Source organism: Puia sp. (assembly GCF_035546395.1).
Taxonomy (GTDB): Bacteria; Bacteroidota; Bacteroidia; order Chitinophagales; family Chitinophagaceae; genus Puia.
The window spans coordinates 17839-40143 of record NZ_DASZXR010000008.1 but is presented as its reverse complement, the minus strand read 5'-3'; the positions used below and the strand labels follow the sequence as shown (position 1 = coordinate 40143).

Here is a 22305-nt window from a genome sequence, read left to right as displayed (position 1 = left end):
GGTTAGAGAAGGGGTTTACGTACAAACGATTCCGGCAATCGGCGGATCAGCGCCTTCGTATACAGCACCGCATCCGCCGGCGACAAATGCGACCATTCCGGGCAGATGAAATGATCGGTCGCCGGATCGTCCGCATAGTGCACTCCGCTGCTATGCGTGGCATCCAACAAAGCCTGCCAGAACATCGCCCGCGGCATCGCCATCTTCTCCACCCGCTCCAACATCCCACTCGAAGGCGGCCGCACAAAGCAGACATCCCCACCCCGCGCCCGGATCTTATCCACCGCCGCCACCGTCCGTTGGATAATGGCCAGCCTCGTCGCTTCCGCCCCGGTCGTATCCGGCGGCCGGCTGATCATGAAGCTCCAGATACCCTTCACCTGGTTCTGTATATTGGTGTCCGCCACAAACACCGGCGCCATCTTATCCTGCCGGTCAAAGCTCACCCGCTGAAAGCTCCAGGGAAAAACAAGGTCCGCATAGACGTAAGGCCGGTTAGCGATCTGCCACTCCGCCATCAGCCCGTTCAGCGAGAGAAAGTCCTTGTCCAGGAAAACGAGCTGCGACTCGAGCGCGTGGTTGAGCTCGAAACTGGCGCGTTGGGCGGGCGTCCGGCCCCTATAATAATCTATATACTGTTTCTGCTCCCGCCGCACCGGCGAATTATCCCCGGCAAAGAAGACAAATTCCATCGCGTCGCAGACTACCTTCCCCGCGAATTTGGGGTCCGCCGCGAGATCCTCCAGGATCGGCAGGGGCGAGTTCCCCTCCATCGCCAGCTGCACCGCATTCCGGCCCGTCATCGCTTTCCAGGTGTCGATATCCAGGTCGTATTTGATCCGCGAACTGCCGATGAATACCGTCGTCCGATCCGGCGACTCATACACTTTGGCCCGTTTGTCCGCCCACAGCTCCTTGCCCTCATCGTAAGAGATGGCAAATCCCCTGCTTCGCAGATGCAGCTCCCAGGCCACGAAAAAAATGGCGACCATGCCGGCCATAAGAATAGCCGCTTTCGAAAGCGTTTTCATGCTTTTTGTTTGTTAGTGAAGAATAAAGAAGGGCCGTCCGGATGACGCAATGCAAAGCGATCCGCAATGCATGGCGGTGCCGGTGATCAAAACCGGAGTCGGTAGCACAAAGTGTGAGTCGGAAAGGTCAGATATTGCGTGAAAGCCGTAGCCAGAGATAGGCAGGAAAGGTTTTCTGAGCTAGACAGGGGGTAAGGTACAAAAACCTTTCTTCAAGTCAATAAGGGAAAGAAGGGATTTTTTGACTCCTTCGCCTTTTCGGGATAATCCGCGATCATGTTCGTCCCTTCGCTCGGGTCCCGGGCCAGGTTGAACAACTCCTTCGCCGGCGATTGCCCGGCATTCGTGATCCTGCCCCACTGGTAGCCGGTACCTCCCGGCATTTCCAATCCCCCTGCCGTACGGCCTCGCAGGCCCAGATGCCACTTACCGATCATCGCCGTCGAATACCCCATCTCCTTCAGCATCTCCGCCAACGTCGCCTCCTGCGGCGGAATGCCGGGCGGCGAGCCCGGCCCGATCGAAGTCGGCAGGTGCATGCGAGAAGCATATCGCCCCGTCGGCAGTGAAGCCCGCGAAGGCGTACAGGAAGGACCCGGAACGACATAATTCGTGGCCTGGAAGCCGCCAGGCAAGCCGGCTCTTGTGTAAGCAACAGGTAAACAAACAGTTGCATTGAAGAATAAAATATCAACAAACAAGTATAAATTAATACTTAATTTCCGTAATTTTATACTATGGCGAAAAACCGACAAAAAGACGATCCAGGTCGTGTCAAAACTAAAACGGGCAACTCCAGGCTTCACCCCGGTAACAGCGAACGCGCTTTGGAGGTGAAAGAAAGCGAACTCGAAGAATATGTTGTCCGCTCGGTGAGGCGTATGCAGACCGCGCCGGCAACTCATATCGGAGGCCGTCGGGGCCGGGTTGTAGCAAACGGTGAATCCCTTGAATTCAGCGAGGGAGACTCCGCGTCCAGGGGGCTGGCGCTGGTCGTCGCCATGCCGGAAACCCATTTGACCTCATTTGAAAAAATAGATCTGATCCGGCAGGGGATCCCCAAAAAGTCACTCGAGTATTTCAAGCAGAAGTCGGGCCTCGACTATGACCAGCTGGCGAACCTGCTGTCGGTGGCCAGGGCGACACTGATCAATAAAAAGGCCAATGAAAAGTTCAATCAGGCGCTCAGCGAACGCATCCTCCGGCTGGCGGATATCTATTCCCAGGGATATGATGTGTTCGGAGACCTGGAGCACTTCAACACCTGGATATTCCGCCCGAACCGCTCACTCGGGGGCAAAGCTCCCTACGACTTGCTGGACAACGACTATGGGCGGGAAGAGGTCGGCAACCTCATTGGCCGGATCGACGCCGGCGTCTATTCATAAATTTTTTGCATGATCGTCTACCGAATCGGCCGGACCAGGTATGCAAACGATCTGACCGGTGAAGGCGCGCGGTTGTTCGGCGGCCGTTGGAATCACAAAGGCGTCCCTTGTCTGTATACGTCCGCCAGCCGGGCGCTCGCACTGCTGGAATATACGGTGAACGTTAACGTGGATGATATTCCGCGCGCCCTCAGCTTCACGACCCTCGAGATCCCCGATGACTCCATACACGAAGTGGCCGTGAGCCATCTCCCGGGCGACTGGCGGGCAGTCCCTTCGCCGGTATCCACCAAAGCGTTCGGAACCGCCTGGCTTTCTTCCCAGGCGCAAGGCGTATGGCGGGTACCCTCAACCGTTATTCCATCGGAGTTCAATTATTTGCTGAACCCTCTACATCCCGGGATCAGCGCGGCAAAGATCCTGGCAGTCGATGATTTTGTCTACGATGTCCGGATCAAGATGGTGTGACCGGCATTCGCCGCGTACCGACTGCTGACTTTATTCATTATATAGGCCAAAGACTTCCAAAATGAGATACCCGATCGCCGTCCTCCTCTTAATAACCTCTTTCACTGCGAACGCCCAACGCCCGGCCGACAACGCCGGCGACCGCCTTCGCCACCGTGTCGACTCGATCGTCGAAGCCGCCATCCGCGCGGACCTTATCCCCGGCGCCGTTGTCCAGATCCAAAAGGATGGCAAGATCGTTTACTCCAAAGCCTACGGCCTCTCCCAGAAATACGATTTCGACCATCAGCCCCTGCCTGACCCGCCCGCCGCCAATACGGCCACCCTCTACGACCTCGCCTCGCTGACGAAGGTGATCGGCACTACGACCTCACTGATGTTGCTGGCCGATCAAGGCAAGATCGGCGTAGACGATCCCGTCAGCAAATATCTGCCGGGCTTCGACACGGGCGCAAAGGCCGCCATCACCCTCCGCCACCTCCTCACCCACAGCTCGGGCATGTACGAATGGTACCCGCTCTTCTATTACTCCGCCCACCGTGACTCTACGGTGCGATTCATCGAAGCATTGCCCCTGCGCTATCCCGTCGGCCGCCAGCGGAAATACAGCGACCTGGGGTTTACGCTGCTCGGCGCCGTCGTCGAAAAGGTCTCGGGTATGCCGCTCGACCAGTTCGAAAAACAATACGTCTTCCAACCCCTGGGCATGGTTCATACCACGTACAATCCGCTCAAGAATGGCCGCACCGGCAACATCGCCGCCACCTCCCTCGGCAACCCCTATGAAATGCGGATGGTGCACGACCCTTCCCTGGGATTTGCGGTACCCGGACTCGACCCCAATTCCTGGAATGGATGGCGCCACTACGTCTTGAAAGGGGAAGTCAACGATGGCAATGCCTGGTATGCCGGCGAAGGCATCTCCGGCGCCGCCGGTCTGTTCTCGACCGTGGGCGATATCCAACAACTCGCCGACATGCTGCTGAACAAGGGAACCGTCGGCCGCCGCCGATTTCTTTCCGCCAGGACGATCGACTCCTTTCTCACCCCCGACACCTTTCACAATGGCCTGGGCTGGATGATGGACCCGGAAAATGCGTTTATGAAGAAAGCGCCGGCCGGCAGCTTCGGCCACACCGGCTTCACCGGTACCAGTATCGCGGTCGTGCCGCGGGAACATTTGTCGGTGATCATTCTGATCAATCGCCAGAATGTGGGGCTGCAACCCAACGGCGTCTACTATAATCCCAACCCGATCCGCGCGGGCGTGTTCGAGGCGGCGATGGATTGGTGCCGGGGTTCATCCACCGTTGCTTTACTCCACACAGCGGAACCCTAAATGCTCCAGCCCACTGTCCTCGCTACGAATTCTATTGAATGACAATCAACCTATTACCAATCTTGCTTTGCCAAAAAAAAGGTCTAATTTTGTAGTTAGCATGACAAAGCTCACCCGTTATACAAGTTTTCAGGAATTAAAGGCGAGTGAGGATATCCTTCCGCCGCAAACCAGCAACTCCAGGCGCGAATTGGAGATGAAGGAATTGCTGTCTATGTTGAAAGATAATTCGTCGCCTTTGAGAAATGCCGATCCCAATGAAAATTTGAACGAATCAAATCGTGGAAAATAAGATAATTGACGGCGTAGCCGCGATTTGCAAAATTCTCAACACACACCTTGTAGAATATTTGATCATCGGTGGTGCGGCAGTTGCGCTTCATGGATTCTACCGATTATCACATGATTTGTCTGGCCGACCGATGGAAAAGCCCGACCTTGATTTTTGGTACAATCCAACATACGATAACTATTACAGCCTGCTGAAAGCCTTGCATGATCTTGGCTTGGACGTTACTGAATTTGTGGAGGAAATTTCCCCCGAGCCCAAACGGTCATTCTTTAAGCTTGAAACGGATAACTATAAAATCGATTTCTTACCTGAAGTCCTGGGATTGTCAAAATTTAGGTCATCATTTGACATCGCAATAGGCACCCGAATCCGAGAGGTCGAGATTCGATACCTGAACTACGATGATCTGATTACAAGCAAAAAAGCCGTTGACCGGGCGAAAGATATTGAGGACTTGGAACAATTGAAGTTAAGAAGGGGCAATCGGTAGTCCTTCCGCATCCTACTCCACACAGCGGAACCCTAAATGCTCCAGCCCACTGTCCTCGCTACTCTTCATGCGCCGGCTCACGCGGTAACCCGTGCAATAGGATTCATTACACAGGAAGCTCCCGCCGCGGATGACCCGCTTCTTCGCATACGGTTCCTCCGGATCATAACTCGTAGCCGGCCCCTTCGGCCCTACCGTCGTCTTCCCCGCTAAGGTTTGATAGTAGTCATTGCGATAATAGTCTGCACACCATTCCCATACATTCCCCGCCATATCCACCAACCCGTACCCATTCGGCGCAAAGCTGCCCACCGGCGCCGAATAATAGGACTTATCAATCATTTTATTTTTATCCGGAAAATGCCCCTCCCAGAAGTTCCCTCTCGGCACATGCGCATCCCGCGCCTCGGGGTGGCCGTCAACCGCACCGGTGTCGCCATCCGGTCGCTCATTTCCCCAAGGGTAAATATTATTGCGAAGCCCACCCCTCGCCGCGAACGCCCATTCCGCTTCCGTCGGCAGCCGCTTGTGCACCCAACGGCAATACGCCACCGCATCAAACCACGACACATGCATGACAGGATAATTTTCTTTGCCGGCGATCGATGACCCCGGTCCATGCGGGTGCCGCCAGTTCGCCCCCTTCTTCCACTCCCACCACTGGCTGTAATCGTTCAGATCCACCGGATGATCCGGCGGCGCAAACACCAATGACGCCGGCACCAACAGGCTCTCGTCGGGCTTCGGCGTTCCCGGCGGCAGCTGCTGCTTCAATTCATTCCAGTCCGGCTTCTTCTCGGCCGTCATCACATATCCCGTCGCCGCCACAAACGCGGCGAATTGTCTGTTCGTCACCTCGGTGCGATCCATCCAAAAACCCGCCGATCGGATCAGACTTTTCCGCCATATTCGGCAAAATTTTTGCTTATAAATGTACAAACGCCCAACCATGAAACAGCTTGCCCTTCTCCTCACCGTATCTACCTCACTGACCCTCACCGCAATAACCGCCGCCTTCGCCCAGGGCAACAGCCGGGTCTACATCATGAAAAAGGATGGGAAACTGACTGAGGTCGTAAATGGCAAACAAGAGGCCGTCACCCACGACGTCATCCTCCCCAATCATGCCACCGTGCATCCCGATGGCAGGGTCGATGATATAGATGGCAACGCCAAAACCTTGAACGAGGGAGAATACATCAGTTTCGTCGACGGCCGTATCCGGAAGCTATCCGCCAGTCCCGCCGCCGTTCCAGCGACGACGACAACAAAGCACGTCACACCCACAACAACGAAAAAGCCCGCGAGCAAATCATAGGATCTACCCCCTATACAGCTTCCGATACTGACTGGGCCGCGCCCCATACTTATTCCGGAAACTCGTCGCAAAATACTCGACACTGCTGAACCCGCTTTCATACGCCACCTCCGTCACCGGTGCGGCCCCATTCTTCAGCAATATCTCGCCATGCTTCAGGCGCAATTGCAACAGGTACTGATGCGGCGTATACGCCGTCATCCGCTTGAAGATGCGCAGGAAATGATAGGGACTCATACAACAATGCGAAGAAAGATCCTGTAGCGAGATATCCTCGCGGAAATGTTCATTCAGATAGTCCTTGCCCCGTTCTATCGCTCCCAGCTGGTTGCCGCCCGGCAGCTCGTTGTCGCCCACCATTTCGGTGCGGTTGGTTGCAAGGGCCACAACCTGGCCGAACAGTTCCATCGCGAGCACATCGACCGCCAGCTTCCCCGCATGCGCCAGCTGCCGCAGCAACTGGTAGTGTAAATAATCCACCTCGGCCGTCGCCCGCATCATCACCGAACAAAAATTGTCATTGGCGAAAAGGAAAAGGCCCCGCAGCCGAAGGTCATCGAGATACCGCTCATAAAAGCTGCTGGCGAAATTGAAGATGGTGCAGCCGCCCGCCGCGGGCCGCAAGCCGTATTCGTAACCGGGCTTGTCGATCACCACGTAGCCCGAATGCATGGTATAGCTTTGCCGCGAGATGTCAAAAAGAAAGGCTCCCTGGTAGACATAAAGAATGCAAAGACAATCGTTGAACCCCCGGGCCATCCTCCGGTCCGGCAGATCGTAGGTCCAATTCTTGATCTCGCATAAACCCGATTCATACAGGACCCCTGATTGCAAATGATTCGATATGAGTTTTTCTCTCTGGATCATCCCACGACAAAGCTGTTGTTCTCTCATGGCGACAGCAAAAGTCCACCAGACCCCGACCGGGCCGGCAACCCGCAGATGGTCAAATTTAGTCGCCGCCCGGCGCCGTCACCTGCAATAAATTGCTTTTCTGTGGCTCACCCCAATACCGCATCCCGCGTCAACGTCTCCGCATCCACATGCAGCACCCGCTGAAAAATGCCCTTTATCACCGGCACGACCTCGTGCCGATTCACCGTTTCCGGATCGCGCCGTGCCCGACGATAATAGTGCAATGCGAATCTGCGCGCAACCTCGCCTACCGTCCCATTCGTAAATTGATTAGCAAACCTCCACGCCACCCTGTTGAGGATCAGACAAACTCCTAGCCCCGCCAAACCATATCGCCAATTGATAAAAATGCCCAGAAAGGCGAGCAAATAACAACCAAACACTCCCCATCCAACACCCCGCCTCAGATCCAACAACCCCATCCCGACCCCCAGCTCCTGTTGCAGCTCCCGGACCTTCCGCTGACGACCTGCAGCAGGAAACAAGGAATCCATCCTCGTAGCCGGTGTGATTCCCGCCATGTCTTTCTTCAACACCTTTCCGATCGCCATCCTCAATTTGTAAAATCCCTGCTGCGCCGTACACCCATCCCGATGCTGCCTCCCCAATGCAGCCATCACTACATCACAATATTCCCCAAATGTCTTCGCATCCTGCAACGCAATAAGTTCGTACTCGATCTCAAGGCTCGCCTGCACAGCCTCTATTGCCTCTCCTATATCCGCCGGGTCGCAGTTGATGAGTTCTATTTTTTTAGGCAGTTTCATACTATTTCACGACTTTCTTCAACACCCCCACCGCCTCCTCCAGCTCCTTCTCATTCATCGACGCAAACCCCAGCCGCACCGCATTCTCCCGCCGCTTCGGATCGTGCCAGTAGTCCTCCCCATTCCCCATCCCCACTCCCAACCGCGCCGCCGCCGCCTGGATCTCCCGCATCGGCATCCCGTGGAAATGCGTGTAAATAGCAAACCCGCCGCTGGGCTCGCAGAACCCCACCCGCGAACCCAATTCCGATCGCAACAACCCACAAAGCCTGTCCCGCCGTTCATGGTAAATTTTATTCGCCTTCTTCAAATGCCGGTCGATATCTCCGTTCCGCAACAGATTCGCCATCGCCTCCTCCATCAGCAATTCACCCTGCCGGTCGATGAGCCGCCGCAGGCGCGTCGCCTGTTCGATCAAATTCACCGGCGCCACCAGGAAGCCAATCCGGATCGCCGGGGCGATAATCTTCGAAAAACTCCCGATGTAAATGACGTTCCCGCAGGTATCCACACTCGCCAGCGGCAGGATCGGGCTCGCGGCATATTGAAAATCGAAATCGTAGTCGTCCTCCAGGATAGCAAAGGAATACCGCCGCGCCAACGCCAGCAAATGCTGCCGCCTTTCGGGACAAAGCGCCACCGACGTCGGCATATGATGGTGCGGGATCACATACAGCATCCGGATCTTCCGGCGCTTGCAGAGCTTCTCCACCGCGTCGATGTCCAGCCCGTCATCGTCGACAGGCACCCATTGCAGCTCGGCGCCCGCAGCCCGGAACACCTCCGAAGCACCGACATACCCGGGGTCCCCAACCACCACCGCGTCCCCCTTCTTCAACAACAGCTGGCTCAGGATATACATCCCCATCTGCGCCCCCTTGGTGATCAGGATATTCGCGGGCGACACCGCCAGCCCCCGGGTCACGTTTAAAAATCTTGCGAGTTCGTTGCGAAGGTTCACCGATCCCTGCTCGGGCCCGTAGCTGAGGAACCTTGCCGTAAATCTATAATTCCCAAATCGGCGATACTCCCGTATCAGCATATCCACCGGCGCCAACCGCGTATCGGGCAGTCCTTCCGAAAAAACCAGCCGTTCTGTCTTCGGAACAAAAAATCGATCATACAGGAACTCCGTCACCTCCACCGGAAAGTCCGTCTTCTGCGGATAGGCCCGCACCGTCTTGATCGGCGGCACCGACAGGCTCAGCTTGATGCCCGTCCCCGCGCCCCCCGGCAAGCCATGACCGGGACCATGCCCCACGCCGGAGCCGCCGGCCCCCGGACCCCCGAAGTCGCCAAGCCCAAAATCGTCACCTGCGGAGCCGGCATCCCAACCGCCACTCCCATCGCCCTCACGCTGCAGCCGCTGCGGCCGCATCACCGGCAGCTCCTTGGCAACAAAAAGCCCCCGCCGCGGCAGCGACTCCGCCCAGCCCTGGGCCTGCAGCTCGTCAAAGGCCGCCACCACCGTCTTGCGGTGGATGTCAAAGGTTTCCGCCAGCTTCCGGCTGCTCGGCAAGGCGGCGCCCGGCTTGAGATGACCCTGCCGGATAAGACTCACGATGCCGTTGGCTAATTGTTGGTAGACAGGCTCCGGCAGCTCCTTGTCAATGCGCACGAGATTTTGAATAACGATCATATTGCGTGGTGGGCGGCTCCGTTTCGTCGCCGCTGGACTAGCTCTTTTATCGATTCTGGACTATAAATATACCTCAAAGCTCGGCTAATTTTACAGGAGAAATACGCGGACATATGAATAACGCATCCCAAAACACCCATCGCTCCGGCGGCCTTCTCCTCATCCTCGCCTTCGCCGCCGTGTATCTCATCTGGGGAACCACCTATCTCGCCATCCGCTACGGTCTCCTCGGCATCCCGCCGTTCCTGCTCATCGCACTGCGATACATCTTCGCGGCCATCATTCTCTTCGTTGGGTGCCTCGTCGCCCGACTGCCCCTGCCCAACCGGTATAACACCCGGGTGCTCAGCATCAGCGGTCTGCTCCTGCTCGTCGGCGGCATCGGCTCCGTCGTACTGGGCGAGCAATACATCAACTCCGGCAACACCGCCGTCATCATCGCCACCTCGCCGTTGCTATTCCTTTTGGTCGATCGCAAGAACTGGAAAAGTTACACGCCCACAAAGCTCGCCGGCCTGCTGCTCGGCTTCTTCGGTGTCTTCCTCTTCTCCCGCCTGAACGGGGGCGAAACCTCCCATGATCCCGTCCATCGCTGGGACACCCTCAAAGGCACCGGCCTCGTCTTCCTCAGCACCCTCTTCTGGGTCTCCGGCACCCTCTATGCCCGGAAGCAAAAGGACAATCACGCTTCACCCGTCGCCAACACCGCCGTTCAACATCTTGCCGCCGCGGCCGCCTGCTGCTTCATCGCCATCATGAAAGGCGAATGGCAGAGCTTCCATCCCGCCGCCGTGCCGGTCGCCGCCTGGAACGGCCTGGCCTATCTCGTCGTCATGGGCTCCATTGTCGCCTTCATGGCCTTCATGTGGCTCGTCAAGGTGCAGCCCCCGGCCATCGTCAGCACGTATACGTACGTCAATCCCGTCGTTGCCGTATTCGCGGGCTGGATCATCGCCGGCGAACAAGTCGGCCTTGCCCAATTGGGTGCGTTGATTTTGGTATTGGGGGGTGTGTTGCTTGTTCAGGCGAAGAGCCTGCCCTTGCTCCATCGCTTCCGGCGGCAACCGCGATGTGAAGCCGGGAGCTGATATTAGGGTTTCCCCCTAGACAATTTTGGATGCAATTGGCAAACTCCGATAAAATTGACATCGATTCCCACCCTCTTAACATCCCACTATATTAAAAAAAAACTCAATTTTAATGAGGCCCTCCCCATAAACCCTGTTGGCCAAACAGCCGCCATTGCTTTCGTATGTGGAAACTTTATACTATTAGTATCCTCCTCCTCTCCGGAACCCTGTCGACGGTGAACGCCGGCGCGCAGGATATCGCACCCACCGGTAACCTCAGCCGCCTCTTACGCCAATACAACACTGCCGGCACCGACACCGGCCGCATCAACGCCCTCTTACGACTCAGCAACTGGTACCTTACGAGGGCCGGGGACGACCGCAACATCCTCGACAGCGCAACACTCCTGGCCAACCAGGCCGCTGCCCTCAGTCATCGCTGTAGTTATTCGCACGGTTATGAAGAGGCGGGCTTCCTTCTCGCCAAGACCGCCTTCAAGGAAAAGGATTGGTCCGGACTTCGCCGGCTCGCAGACCTCTGCCATGACAGCATCCGCGTCCGGCTGGCGCTGACCGTCATGAATGCCCATCATGTTCTCAAAGAGGTTTCCCCCGAGGACAATGACTCCGCCCATGCCTTTTCCAAACATATCCTCCTCACGCCCGCCCCAAACCGGTCTCCACTCCAGCAACGGCTGCTCCTCCTCCGCCTCGCCATCTATTATAGCAGCCGCGATGACAGCGCCGCCGGCACCGCCCCGACCCTCAGCGGCATCGACTTCACAAAAGACGACTGGCACAGATCCCTTCGGCGCTGGCTCAGTTTCCATCTCCGCGCCGACTCCCTCGCCGCCGCCGCTCTCACCGGACTGCCGCAGCCCGACCCGGCAGACAGCGCCGCCCTATACACCATCCAACGCGCCGCCGCCTGGGCCACCGCCTACGAGGCCGGCATCCACTGGTTTGACAGTGAACTCGCCATCGCCGAAAAAGAATACCTCATCGCCATCGATCTCGACCGCAAGTCCCCCATCGTCGAAGGCTGGCCCTATTTCACCATCATCGAATTCTATCTCTCCAACGGCAACGCCAGCAAGGCCCTGTCCTACGGCCTCGAAGCCGTCAGCCGCCTGCAATACACCGGCAACCCGACACTCGAATTCGAGCCATACTGGTGTCTCGGCCAGGTCAATGACGAACTCAACAAGCCCGTCGTCGCCCGAACCTATTACGACAGCGTCCTGGCGATTTTCGACAAGCGCAACCAGAACCCGGATGCCTGGCTTTTCAAAAGCGTCACCCAATCTTATCTCAAGGAGAACAACCCCGCCGCCGGGCTCGAATGGCTCCGCGCCCACGTCGTTCGCGGCGACATGGGCGAGCTGACCTACCGCCAGCTGGTCAACCAATGCTTCGGCGACTGCTACTTCGCACTCGGCCAATATACCCGGGCCGAACCACTCTATATGGACTGCTACAATCTCGGCAGCCGGATCAACCGCTATAACCAGACCCTCGCCGCCTTTGTTCTTGGGAAACTGTATATCCAGACAAAACAATACGACAAGGCCCGTACCTATCTCAAGCCGCTGCTCCAGCCCGCGGACTATTTCATGGTCCCGCTGTATGTGCAGCGCGACGTTCATCTGTTGTTGTATACCGCCGACAGCGCCACCGGCGACTATCTCTCCGCCATGCGACATCTTCGCACGCACCAGGCCCTCAACGACTCGCTTTTCAACATCGCCCGCAATAGCCAGATCCAGGAACTGGCGTTCAAGTACGAGACGGAACGAAAAGACCGCGAGCTCCGCCTCCAACAGGAGCATATCCGGCTGCTGCAGAACCAGGCGCAGCTCCAACACGCTACCCTCAGCCAGGTACGCACCCTTCGCAACACCCTCATCTGGGGCAGCCTCATGCTCGTTCTGTTGCTTGCCGTCTTGTACAACCGCTACCGCATCAAGCAGAAAAATCACCGGCTCCTGCGAAGCAAACAGCTGGCCCTCAACGACAGCAACCGCGAGCTCCAGCGACTCAACAGCCACCAGCAAAAGCTCCTCGCCGAACGCGAATGGCTCATCAACGAGGTGCATCACCGCGTAAAAACGAACTTGCAGATAGTCACCAGTCTGCTCAATATGCAGGTCGGGTATTTGAACGACGAGTTCACCCTTCACGCCTTCGGAGAGATCGGCTCGCGCATCCGCACCCTCAGCCTCATTCACCAGCGGCTCTACCGGGAAGAGGGGAATCTAACGATGATCAATATGCGGGATTACATCTACGAGCTCGCCGCCTACCTTCTCGACGCCTCCGACCGGCCCGAGATCACGATCAACCAGCGGATCGATCCCATCGAGCTCAATATCACCCAATGCGTTCCCGTGGGCCTGATCCTCAACGAGGCCATCACCAACGCGTTGCGCTTCGCCTTTCCCGCCGGCGCCCATCCCCCCGATCCCTTCGCCGCCGGCCGTTCAGGCGCCCCGGACACCGCCGGCGTCATCGACATCACCATGCACCAGTCCGCCGATGGCCGCATCACCCTCATCATCGCCGACAACGGAATCGGCCTACCCCCCGACTTTGACCCCCAACGCGATTCGGCCATGGGTCTCCAGCTGATCAAAACGCTGGGTGAACAGCTCGACGGCGAAGCCATCATCGAAAGCCGCCGGCCAGCCACCGGCCGCCCCACGACCGACGGTCGAGGCCTCCGCATCACGATCGTCTTCCAACGCCAGGAAAGCGATCTCCCCGCGCTCTGACGGGCAAGTCAATGGATCAACGCCGCCGCCCCCAACTCCCACCGGTAAGTCCTGCGCCCACCTCCATCCTTTTCCCCGGCAAGACGATCGTCGCCGAACTATTCGGCGGCACGACCACCTCCACCGTAACCCCCCTTTTCTCCCGCCGCCAGGCGCAACGGATGAACCCATACGGCCCCCGATGCCGGGCCTCGAAATGATCCAGCCCCGCCACAAAATGCGGCTCGACGATCACATGCCGGAACCCCGGTTCCGCCGGGTCGGGCCGGATGCCGCCAAGACCTTTGTACAGCCAGGCGCCGATCTGCCCGAACATGATATGGTTCATCGAAATATCGCTTTTCGCATCGATCGGCCAGTTCTCATACAGCGTCGTGGCCCCGTTCACTATCCACCAACCCCAGGACGGATAGGTTTCCTGCGCCGCCAGCCGGTAGGCCGTCCCGGCATATCCGTTCTCACTCAGCGCATCGAGGATCGCCTTTGTGCCCAGCAGTCCTACATCAAGGTGGTAGCCGTCCGCCGCCACCCGTCGCACCAGCGCCGCCGCGGCCCTCGCCTGGATGCTGTCCGGAACGATACCCCAGTATAGGGGAACGCCCAACTGCGTCTGCGACCCCTCGTCATAAATCCCCGGAGAAGAATGCCAGTACTTCGCCGTAAAGGCCGCCCGGATCTTCTCCGCCAGCGCCAAATACCGTTGATGATCCGCCGTCCGCCCAAACAGCGCCGCCGCCTTCGCGAGGATCATCACATCGGCATAGTAGTAACAGGTGGAAGTCAACTCCACCGGCGTCTTTGTCTTCACCGGTATCCAGTCGCCAAGCCCCCAACTGGTCAGGCCGCCGGGGTATCCTTCGTCGATGTGCTCTACATATCGCCGGATATTGTCATAGCAGCGGGACAACGCCGTGGTGTCCCCGTAAAAAAGATACAGGTTCCAGGGGATGATCGCGATGGTGCTCGTCCAGTCGGGACCGTTTCCCCATTCGTAACCCCATCCATCCGTGGGGATGATGGAGGGTAGAACGCCATTCGGCTGCTGCTCGTCGCGGTGATCCGCCATCCATTTCTCATAGACCGTGATGCCGTCAAAATTGTAAAGACCCGTCTCCGAAGCGATTGCCGCATCGCCGGTCCACCCATTCTTCTCCCGCTGCGGGCAATCGGTGGGATAACCGAAAAGATTGGACAGGTAAGAATTGTTCGTCGCCTCCCAGATCTTGTCCAACGTCGGGTTGCCCGACGCCACACTGCCGGCCGCCGGGACATCGCTATGCAGGAAGCTGGCTTCGACGGAGGCAGGCGTCAACACAGCCGGCCGGCTGAGAAACACCTCCACATACTGGAAGCCCTTGTACCCGAACCGGGGATGGAACCGTTGCACGCCGTCAGCCTTACCCAGCACGTAAATATCCGTCTGGAACGGATCGCTGTCGTCGGTGGGCCGGTAGTGTACGTTGATGTTCGATTGATCCACATGTCCATCCGCCGAAAGCCGTTCCCCGTGCACCATCCGTACCACCGTTCCGGCTTCGCCGGCAATCGCGATGGAACTTACCCCGGCGATATTCCGGCCCATATCGTAAACATAGTCCGTATCGCTGATCCTGGTGAACTTCCTGGCCTGCAACACCACGGCCGCACGAATAGGCGCCATCGCCTGAGCGACGATCGTTTCGGCTGGCGCCGAGCGCCAGACCACTTCCTTCCAGGCCGTATCGTTGAATCCCACCGTATTCCATCCCGGCAACTCCTTGCGGGCATCATAATGCTCGCCGGTATAGATGCTGTTGAACACCACCGGGCTCAACGCCGTCTTCCAATTCTTGCCGGTGGTTACCGTCTCGACGCTTCCATCGGCATAGGTCAGCCGAAGATCCATGCAAAAGGCCGGGCGGTTACGCCAGGGCGCCTTGTCGAAATGCCATACCGCCGTCGACTGATGATTGTACCAACCATTCCCCAGCAGCACGCCCAGGCAATTGCGTCCTTCTTGCAGGTCGGCCGTGACATCATAGGTAACATAGAGCAGCCGCCGGTCGAACCGGGTATACATCGGGTCGAGACGATGGTCGCCGACTGGCCGGCCGTTTATCGACAGTTCATACAAACCCGCTACCGCGATATAAGCCCGGGCCGATACTATCCGCTTCCCCACCGAAAACTCCGTCCGGAAATAAGGGGCGGGCTTAACGGTCCTATCGTTGCCGTCGCTGATCCAGCCGCCGCGCCAGTTCCGCCGGTCCATCATCCCCATTTCAAAGCTCCCCATCGCCGGGGCGGAAGCCAGCCCCGCCGAGTCGCCAAGCACCACCCGCCAGTAATATTTCGTGAAGGGACGCAACCCCGCGCCGGTATAAACGACGAGTTGCGCATCCGAAGGAACGGTTCCCGTCTGCCAGGCATCCCCGCTGCCCGCCATCACCCGCACCGAATCCGTGCCTACCACCAGGCGATACCAGGTTTGCCGGGCGCCCTGGCGCGGGTCGTCCATCTCCCAGGACAGCCGCGGCGCCGGCGCATCGATGCCGAGTGGATCGGTCAGGTACTCACATTGTAAATGGGTGGGACGGCAATCGGCGGCGCCGGCGCGGAAGCCGCCGGCCAACAGGAGGGGGAGCAGGATCTTTTTCAGCATGCACCAAAGATATCATTTAAAGAAATCCAGCAGATCCTTCTGCACCTGCGCCGTATTCTCCTGCACCACCCAATGCCCCGACCCCGCGATCCTCGACTCGCTCACCTTCTCCGCCACCAGCCGGCAATGTTCCGCCAGGTAACCCGCGGCTGAATATTCGCCGCCCAATGCCAGCACCGGCATCTTCAGCTTGTGTTGCATGAAGCGCTTGTTGTCTTCCGCATCCTGGTTAAAGGCGGCAAACCAATGAAAGGCTCCCGTGGTCGATCCGCGCACCGTATACGCCCGCACAAATTCCGCCGTCTCCGCGGCCGTAAAGGCATCGTTTTTATGCCCCACCACCGGCCAGAAATTCCGGAGGAACAACCCCTCCCTTCCGGCCACCAGCTGCCCGCTGGCGCCCCAGCCAAAGAACCCAAACCACCATGCCGATCCCCTTACCTGGCTCCATACCGGCTCGATCCCCGGCAGCAACGCATCCATCAGCGCCAGCTTCTTCACCTCGTCCCCATACTGTGCCGCATAGGCGTACGCCACCATCAGCCCGATATCATGCCCCGCCAGATCGATCTTCCGATAGCCCAGCTTCGCCATCAGGGCATGGATATCCGCCGCCAGCGTCTTTTTGTCATAGCCCGCCAGCGAGGCGCCCGAAACAGCGGCCCCCGCGGCAGCCCCCGAGCCGCCCCGCGCTGACCCGGCACCCGCCCCATCGATCCCCGGCTTCCCCGACTCCCCCAACCCCGGAAGGTCCGGCGCAATCACCGTAAAATGCTTCCCGAACTCCGGCAACAGCCGGTTCCACATATACCAATTCTGCCCAAACCCATGCAACAACAACAGCGGTTCACCCGACCCGCCGGTGACATAATGGATTCGAATGCCATTCACCGTCGCATACGCATGCCTGAAACCCGCCGGCGGCGCAGCCGGCGCCTGTGCCTGCACGGAAATGCAAAGGCCCATCGCCAAAAGTCCGGTAACCATCCGCAAACAAAACAATAGTCTCATAAAAACAATATTTAAAAAATGAAGAGATCAATTTGTCCTTACCCAATCCAGGATATAGGTCGCCACCTCGGCCCACCCGGGCTGTAGCAGCACTCCATGATTACGCCCCGGGAACACCTTATAGTCCGTCACCGAGCCGGATCCGCCGTATCGCCGGTAATTGGCATAATTCAGCTTCGCCGGTATCGTATGGTCCGCCTCGCCCGCCACCAGCAGCAGCGGCCCCCGGGTCTGCCGGAAATCCACATGCGCCGCAGATCCGATCGTATCCCGCACCACCCGCTTGGACTCGGGGATGGCCAGGCAATATTCCTTCTCCTGCCATTCCTGCGGCATCCCATTGGCAAATGCGTATTGCCATTGCCGGAAGCTCATCATAAAGGTTTTGGATGCCGGGGTAAAAAAGCCCAGCGCAGGCCAGCCCGCCCGCAGAAAGGAAAGCGAGAAGACGAACACGCCCTGCGGCGGCACGGAGTGTATCGCCACCGCCTTCGATGCAAGCCCGCGGGCCAGCAACTGCTGTGCGATCAGCCCGCCGATCGAATGCCCGATGACTATCGGCCGCTCGGTCATCCGCATCACCAGGTCCGCAAAATAGCCCGTTAGCCGCGCCAGCCGCATGGCCGCCACCTCCCGGTCGGGATGCCGGCTGCGCAGCACATCCGGCGGCGCGTCCTTGTTGGGCCACGGAGGTGTCAGCACGGAATAGCCCTGGCGCTCGAAGAATTTCACCCACTCCTCCCAGCAGGAATGATGCAGAAATGCGCCGGTCAAAAAAACAATGGTTCTCGAATCTTGCCTGTTCATATACGGGATCGTTTCCCATCTCTCTTCAAAGGATATTCCGTAAATCCAAGCGACTATCAATCAGCCCCTTATTCGTCGTCCGGCGCGGACGTCCGACGGCATATCGTTGTATGACGAAGACAGGAGACGTTTCGTCGTCTCCACTCTCCCGGGTTTTGCTTATATTGGGCTGAAACCAAGACGGTTCCGTTCCCCCCACATTCCGGTACGATAAATGGAGACATCCAACAAGCAGCGCCTGCCCATGAGCATCCTTTCGCCAATAATGCCCCCTGCCGCCTTCATCGGCGTCGCCGCCTTGCTCCTGCTCTCCGGTGCAACCGCTTCCGCGCAAACTTCCGGCAAGCCGATCGCCCAGGTCCCCCAAACCGCCGGCAAGGCCACCCCATCAACCACCCCCGCCCAATACCTCCAAAACAGCCGCCAGGCGCAGGATAACAACAACTACGCCGAAGCAAAGGCCTACGCGCAAAAAGCCGTCGAAGGCTTCACCGCCCTCGACCAACCCGACTCCCTCGGCGAAGCCTTCGTCATGCTGTGGTCCGCCTCCGCCCTCAGCAACATGCCCTTTGCCGACCGGATCCCTCTGCTCGAAAAAGCAGCCGCGGCCTTCGAAAAAGCAGGCAACCGGAAGCGCAAAGCCGACTGCCTCAAGGAAATGGCCGATCTGCAGCAACTGACCGGCAACTATTCCGCCGCCTTCGTCACGCTGCAAAACGCCCTGCAACTCTACCAGTCCGTCAATTACCCCCGGCTGCAAGGCGTGTACGATCTGCTTTGCTCCATCTCCGGTTATTTCGCCGAGTACGACGAGGGCGTCCGGTACGGACTCCTGGCCATCCGCTCCGCCGAAAACACGCAGGACACCAGCCTGTCGCTCTGCACCTTCTACAACCATCTCGGCACCGCCTATTATGGAATGCGGGACTATGAAAAAGGCCTGCAATACTATATGAAAAGCCTCGACGTCGCCCGGAAATACAACTCCGAAGACGGCATCGTCACCCTGTCGTTCAACACGGTGATCCTGCTCACCGCCTGGGGAAGACCCCGCCAGGCGCTGGATTTTTTCACGGGCATACTCAACCGCTATCCCGGCTTCTTCGCCCCCTACACGATCGATGTCGACAGGAACTTACTGGCCGTTACCGACCGGCTGGACCTGCCCGGCAAGTCCTCCGCCTACGCCGCAGCCGTGGAAAAAGCCCTGGCCCGGAAAGATCTCGATTTCGATCGCCAGGCCCAGGGGTATTTTAACCTGGTGTTCCACTATCTCAAGCGGCATCAATACGCCAAAGCAGACTACTGGCTTTTACAATACAACGATTTCATCCAACCCATGAAAAATGCCACCTATACCCGCCAGAACCAGCTCCTGCATTTCATGGTCGACTCGGCGGAAGGAAAGCTCATCAGCGCCATCCGGCACTACCAGCAATTCAAACGGATGAGCGATACCGTCTTCAGCCAGGCCAGGAGCCGCCATGTCGAACAATACACCGCTCTTTACGAGACCGAAAAGAAGAACCGCAACATCCTTCTCCTCCAGCAACAATCCCAGGCCCAGCAGACCCAGCTTCGACAGGAACAATTCCTCAGCCGGGTCACTCTCGGCGGCATCGTCCTGCTGATCATCATCATCGGCTTACTGTACTATACCGTCCGGGTGAAACAACGCAGCAACCGGCTGCTGAAGGTCCAGCGTGCCGAGATCGATCGGAAGAACCACTCGCTCCAACGGCTGGTGACCGAAAAGGACTGGCTCGTAAAAGAGATCCACCATCGCGTCAAGAACAATCTCCATATGGTCGTCGGCCTCCTTGCCAGCCAGGCCGAATACCTCAAAGGAGAGGAAGCCTATGACGCCATCACCGAAAGCCAGCATCGCATCCAGGCCATGTCGCTCATCCATCAGAAACTGTACAACACCGAAAACCTTTCCTCCATCGACATGCCCCACTATGTCCACGAACTCGTCGACTACCTCGAAAGTTCCTTCGATACCGTAAAAAGTATCCGGTTTGTCCTCGATATCGCAAAGGTATCCTTCCCCCTGGCTCACTCCATCCCCATTGGCCTGATCCTCAACGAGGCCATTACGAACGCCATCAAGTATGCTTTCCCCGATGGCCGGAAAGGACAGATCACGATCCAACTGCAACATTCGCTGCCGGGCGCATCCTATCGCCTGATCATCCGCGATGACGGCATCGGCATCCCCGAAGACCGCCGCCGGAAGTCCTCCCTCGGTCTTTCCCTCATCGAAGGACTCAGCAGGGATATCCGCGGTCAGCTCGGCATCATCAATGATAACGGCACTGTAATTTCGCTAACCTTTCCCGTCGCCCCCGCGACGATAACCAGCTAAGAACAAGGACATGCAGCAAAAACCCGAGATTCTCATCGTCGAAGATCAGTTTGTGGAAGCCAACCACCTTCGGCTCATGCTTACCCGCGCCGGTTATCCCGTTTGCGGCATCGCCCGCAGCGTGGAGGATGCGCGGGAGATCATCGCCGTTCGCGTACCCGGTCTCGTTCTGCTGGACATCTTTCTTTCGGGCGAGGGAACGGGCATCGAACTGGCCGGAGAGCTGCGCCAGGCGCAGATCCCCTTTATCTATCTCTCCGCCAACTCCGGCGAAGAGACCCTCAACGCGGCCAAGGCCACACAACCCTACGGATTCCTGGTAAAACCTTTCCGGGAAAAAGACCTGCTCGTGACCATGGCCATCGCCCGCCATCACGAGGAATCCGGTCTTCAATCCCAGATACGGAAGGAGACCCTGTTCCGTCAACAGGTCCGGCGCCTGCCGGAAGAATGTGACGATCCGGAGAGATGCGTACTCCAGCTGGCAAGGGCGCTGCAACCCCTTGTCCCTTTCGATTACTTTATGACCCGGTTTCCCACCGGGGGGGAAGACGGCGGTTCCGCCTGGTTGCGCATTGGATTCGATGAATACCAGATGATCGGCGACGAGGAGATGCAAACCATCACCCGCCTGAAGGCTCATGAGATCCGGCGCTTCCGGCAGGAGATGCCTGCGGATCCCGCGATCGTCCTGGCCACCGGCGACGCCTTCAGAGGACGGTGCCGGCATGGCAACATCGAAAAACTCATCGCCGATACCTTCGGAATGCAGGCGCAATTGTTGCTGCCGGTCCCCTTGCTCATCTCCGGCCGGGGTCACTGCCTCTTCTCCTTTTTCAGCCGCCAGCCGCAGGGGTTCACACAGGAGCACGTTGCCATTGGCGAGCGCCTGCAGGAATCCCTTATTTACACTGTCGAGAAATTGCTTCCCGCCAATGGCAGTCCGATCGCCGGCGGCGGCGCCTCTCGCCACAGCACGCCAAAAGATGCCGCCGCGACCGCCAAAAAAAACGCCGCGAAGACGGGTTTTGAAGGCATCATCGGCCGCAGCCCACTGCTGCTCACCGTCTTCGACCACGTCGCCCAGGTCGCCCCCACCGACACTTCCGTGCTCATCACCGGGGAAAGCGGAACGGGAAAAGAAAGCATCGCCGAGGCCATCCACCGCCTTTCGCCCCGCCGCAATGCCCCGCTGATAAAAGTCAACTGTGCGGCCCTGCCCGGCAGCCTCGCAGAATCCGAACTCTTCGGCCACGAGCGAGGCGCCTTCACAGGCGCCATCGATCGTCGTATCGGGCGCTTCGAACAAGCCCACCACGGCACCCTCTTCCTCGACGAGGTCGGTGACATGCCCCTCGAGATCCAGGCCAAACTTTTAAGGGCCCTGCAAGAGCAGGTCGTCGAACGTCTCGGCGCCTCCGCGTCCATCCGCGTCGATACCCGCATCATCGCCGCCACCAACCGCAACCTCGAAAAAGAGGTCGCCGCCGGCCGCTTCCGCCTCGATCTCTATTACCGGCTCAATGTCTTCCCCATCCATCTTCCGCCCCTGCGGCAACGGCCGGAAGACATCATCGCCCTCACCCGGCATTTTCTCGACAAGTACAGCCGCAAGTCGGGCAAGCCGGTGACCCATGTCTCCAATGCCGCGCTCCAACGGCTGCTGGCCTACTGCTGGCCCGGTAACATCCGCGAGCTCGAGAACCTCATCCACCGCAGCGTGCTTCTCGCGCGAAGCGACGTACTGGAGGAAATCCCGCTACCCCTGCCCGTCAACGCGCAACAGCATGTCGGAGGCACCGATTGGCATACCAATACCATCCGGGAGAATGAACGGGCGCATATTCTTGCCGTCCTGCAAAAATGCAATGGCCGCATCCGCGGAAGCGGCGGCGCGGCGGAGCTCCTCGGCGTTCCACCGACAACGCTGGCGTCGAAGATGCAACGGCTGGGAATAAAGCGATCGCATTTCTAAATGGGCGTTGCGCCG

The 22305-nt window shown here is 58.3% G+C and carries 19 protein-coding genes; 10 read left to right on the top strand and 9 right to left on the bottom strand.

The window, feature by feature from the left end; genetic code table 11:
* Positions 1–2 precede the first annotated feature (2 nt).
* Positions 3–1031, bottom strand: coding sequence for a hypothetical protein (locus VHE34_RS08630; protein WP_325586764.1), 1029 nt, complete (start codon positions 1029–1031; stop codon positions 3–5).
* A gap of 212 nt (positions 1032–1243) precedes the next feature.
* Positions 1244–1837, bottom strand: coding sequence for a sulfatase-like hydrolase/transferase (locus VHE34_RS08625; RefSeq protein WP_325586761.1), 594 nt, complete (start codon positions 1835–1837; stop codon positions 1244–1246).
* Between VHE34_RS08625 and parS the strand changes: the two genes are divergently transcribed.
* From parS to VHE34_RS08600, 5 genes are all read left to right on the top strand, one after another.
* A complete protein-coding gene (gene parS / locus VHE34_RS08620; protein WP_325586759.1) occupies positions 1769–2419 on the top strand; it encodes a type II toxin-antitoxin system Xre/ParS family antitoxin in 651 nt (216 codons plus the stop codon). The genes VHE34_RS08625 and parS overlap by 69 nt on opposite strands.
* A gap of 9 nt (positions 2420–2428) precedes the next feature.
* A complete protein-coding gene (locus VHE34_RS08615) occupies positions 2429–2887 on the top strand; it encodes an RES family NAD+ phosphorylase (protein ID WP_325586757.1) in 459 nt (152 codons plus the stop codon).
* Positions 2888–2948: 61 nt separating this feature from the next.
* On the top strand, positions 2949–4226 hold the full coding sequence (locus VHE34_RS08610; protein WP_325586755.1) for a serine hydrolase domain-containing protein: 1278 nt from the start codon (positions 2949–2951) through the stop codon (positions 4224–4226).
* Positions 4227–4326: 100 nt separating this feature from the next.
* Entirely contained in the window at positions 4327–4518 is a 192-nt protein-coding gene (locus VHE34_RS08605; RefSeq protein ID WP_325586753.1) for a hypothetical protein, read from the top strand.
* Complete coding sequence (locus tag VHE34_RS08600) at positions 4508–5008, top strand: hypothetical protein (RefSeq protein ID WP_325586751.1); 501 nt, start codon at positions 4508–4510, stop codon at positions 5006–5008. Before VHE34_RS08605 ends, VHE34_RS08600 begins: the two co-directional genes overlap by 11 nt.
* A gap of 12 nt (positions 5009–5020) precedes the next feature.
* Here VHE34_RS08600 and VHE34_RS08595 read toward each other — a convergent pair whose 3' ends face one another.
* Positions 5021–5878: a formylglycine-generating enzyme family protein gene (locus VHE34_RS08595; protein WP_414709861.1), complete on the bottom strand. Its 858-nt coding sequence runs from the start codon at positions 5876–5878 to the stop codon at positions 5021–5023.
* A 79-nt stretch (positions 5879–5957) separates the two neighbouring features.
* Here VHE34_RS08595 and VHE34_RS08590 point away from each other — a divergent pair, with 79 nt between their 5' ends.
* On the top strand, positions 5958–6326 hold the full coding sequence (locus tag VHE34_RS08590; protein ID WP_325586747.1) for a DUF6799 domain-containing protein: 369 nt from the start codon (positions 5958–5960) through the stop codon (positions 6324–6326).
* A gap of 3 nt (positions 6327–6329) precedes the next feature.
* Here VHE34_RS08590 and VHE34_RS08585 read toward each other — a convergent pair whose 3' ends face one another.
* From VHE34_RS08585 to VHE34_RS08575, 3 genes are all read right to left on the bottom strand, one after another.
* Complete coding sequence (locus tag VHE34_RS08585) at positions 6330–7160, bottom strand: AraC family transcriptional regulator (RefSeq protein ID WP_325586745.1); 831 nt, start codon at positions 7158–7160, stop codon at positions 6330–6332.
* Positions 7161–7327: 167 nt separating this feature from the next.
* Entirely contained in the window at positions 7328–8008 is a 681-nt protein-coding gene (locus VHE34_RS08580) for a hypothetical protein (RefSeq protein ID WP_325586743.1), read from the bottom strand.
* Position 8009: 1 nt separating this feature from the next.
* Positions 8010–9647 carry a PLP-dependent aminotransferase family protein gene (locus VHE34_RS08575; RefSeq protein ID WP_325586741.1) on the bottom strand — a complete coding sequence of 546 codons (1638 nt, stop codon included), beginning with the start codon at positions 9645–9647 and terminating at the stop codon, positions 8010–8012.
* A gap of 113 nt (positions 9648–9760) precedes the next feature.
* Between VHE34_RS08575 and VHE34_RS08570 the strand changes: the two genes are divergently transcribed.
* On the top strand, positions 9761–10735 hold the full coding sequence (locus VHE34_RS08570) for an EamA family transporter (protein WP_325586739.1): 975 nt from the start codon (positions 9761–9763) through the stop codon (positions 10733–10735).
* A gap of 164 nt (positions 10736–10899) precedes the next feature.
* Entirely contained in the window at positions 10900–13488 is a 2589-nt protein-coding gene (locus VHE34_RS08565) for a sensor histidine kinase (protein WP_325586737.1), read from the top strand.
* 16 nt (positions 13489–13504) lie between these two features.
* Here the strand turns inward: VHE34_RS08565 and VHE34_RS08560 are convergent, their stop codons facing one another.
* The 3 genes from VHE34_RS08560 to VHE34_RS08550 are packed head-to-tail and all read right to left on the bottom strand — an operon-like array spanning position 13505 to position 17947.
* The gene (locus VHE34_RS08560; RefSeq protein WP_325586735.1) at positions 13505–16129 is read right to left on the bottom strand and encodes an alpha-L-rhamnosidase; all 2625 of its coding nucleotides are present in this window, start codon (positions 16127–16129) and stop codon (positions 13505–13507) included.
* 12 nt (positions 16130–16141) lie between these two features.
* Positions 16142–17140 (bottom strand): alpha/beta hydrolase, encoded by a 999-nt coding sequence (locus VHE34_RS08555; RefSeq protein WP_325586733.1) that lies wholly within the window; start codon positions 17138–17140, stop codon positions 16142–16144.
* Between the two features lie 27 nt (positions 17141–17167).
* Positions 17168–17947 carry an alpha/beta hydrolase gene (locus tag VHE34_RS08550; RefSeq protein ID WP_325586731.1) on the bottom strand — a complete coding sequence of 260 codons (780 nt, stop codon included), beginning with the start codon at positions 17945–17947 and terminating at the stop codon, positions 17168–17170.
* A 214-nt stretch (positions 17948–18161) separates the two neighbouring features.
* On the opposite strand from VHE34_RS08550, the gene VHE34_RS08545 reads away from it, so the two are divergent.
* Together VHE34_RS08545 and VHE34_RS08540 are read left to right on the top strand one after the other, a co-directional pair.
* Positions 18162–20315 carry a histidine kinase dimerization/phosphoacceptor domain -containing protein gene (locus VHE34_RS08545; protein ID WP_325586729.1) on the top strand — a complete coding sequence of 718 codons (2154 nt, stop codon included), beginning with the start codon at positions 18162–18164 and terminating at the stop codon, positions 20313–20315.
* Positions 20316–20325: 10 nt separating this feature from the next.
* On the top strand, positions 20326–22290 hold the full coding sequence (locus tag VHE34_RS08540) for a sigma 54-interacting response regulator (RefSeq protein ID WP_325586727.1): 1965 nt from the start codon (positions 20326–20328) through the stop codon (positions 22288–22290).
* The last annotated feature ends 15 nt before the right edge of the window (positions 22291–22305 follow it).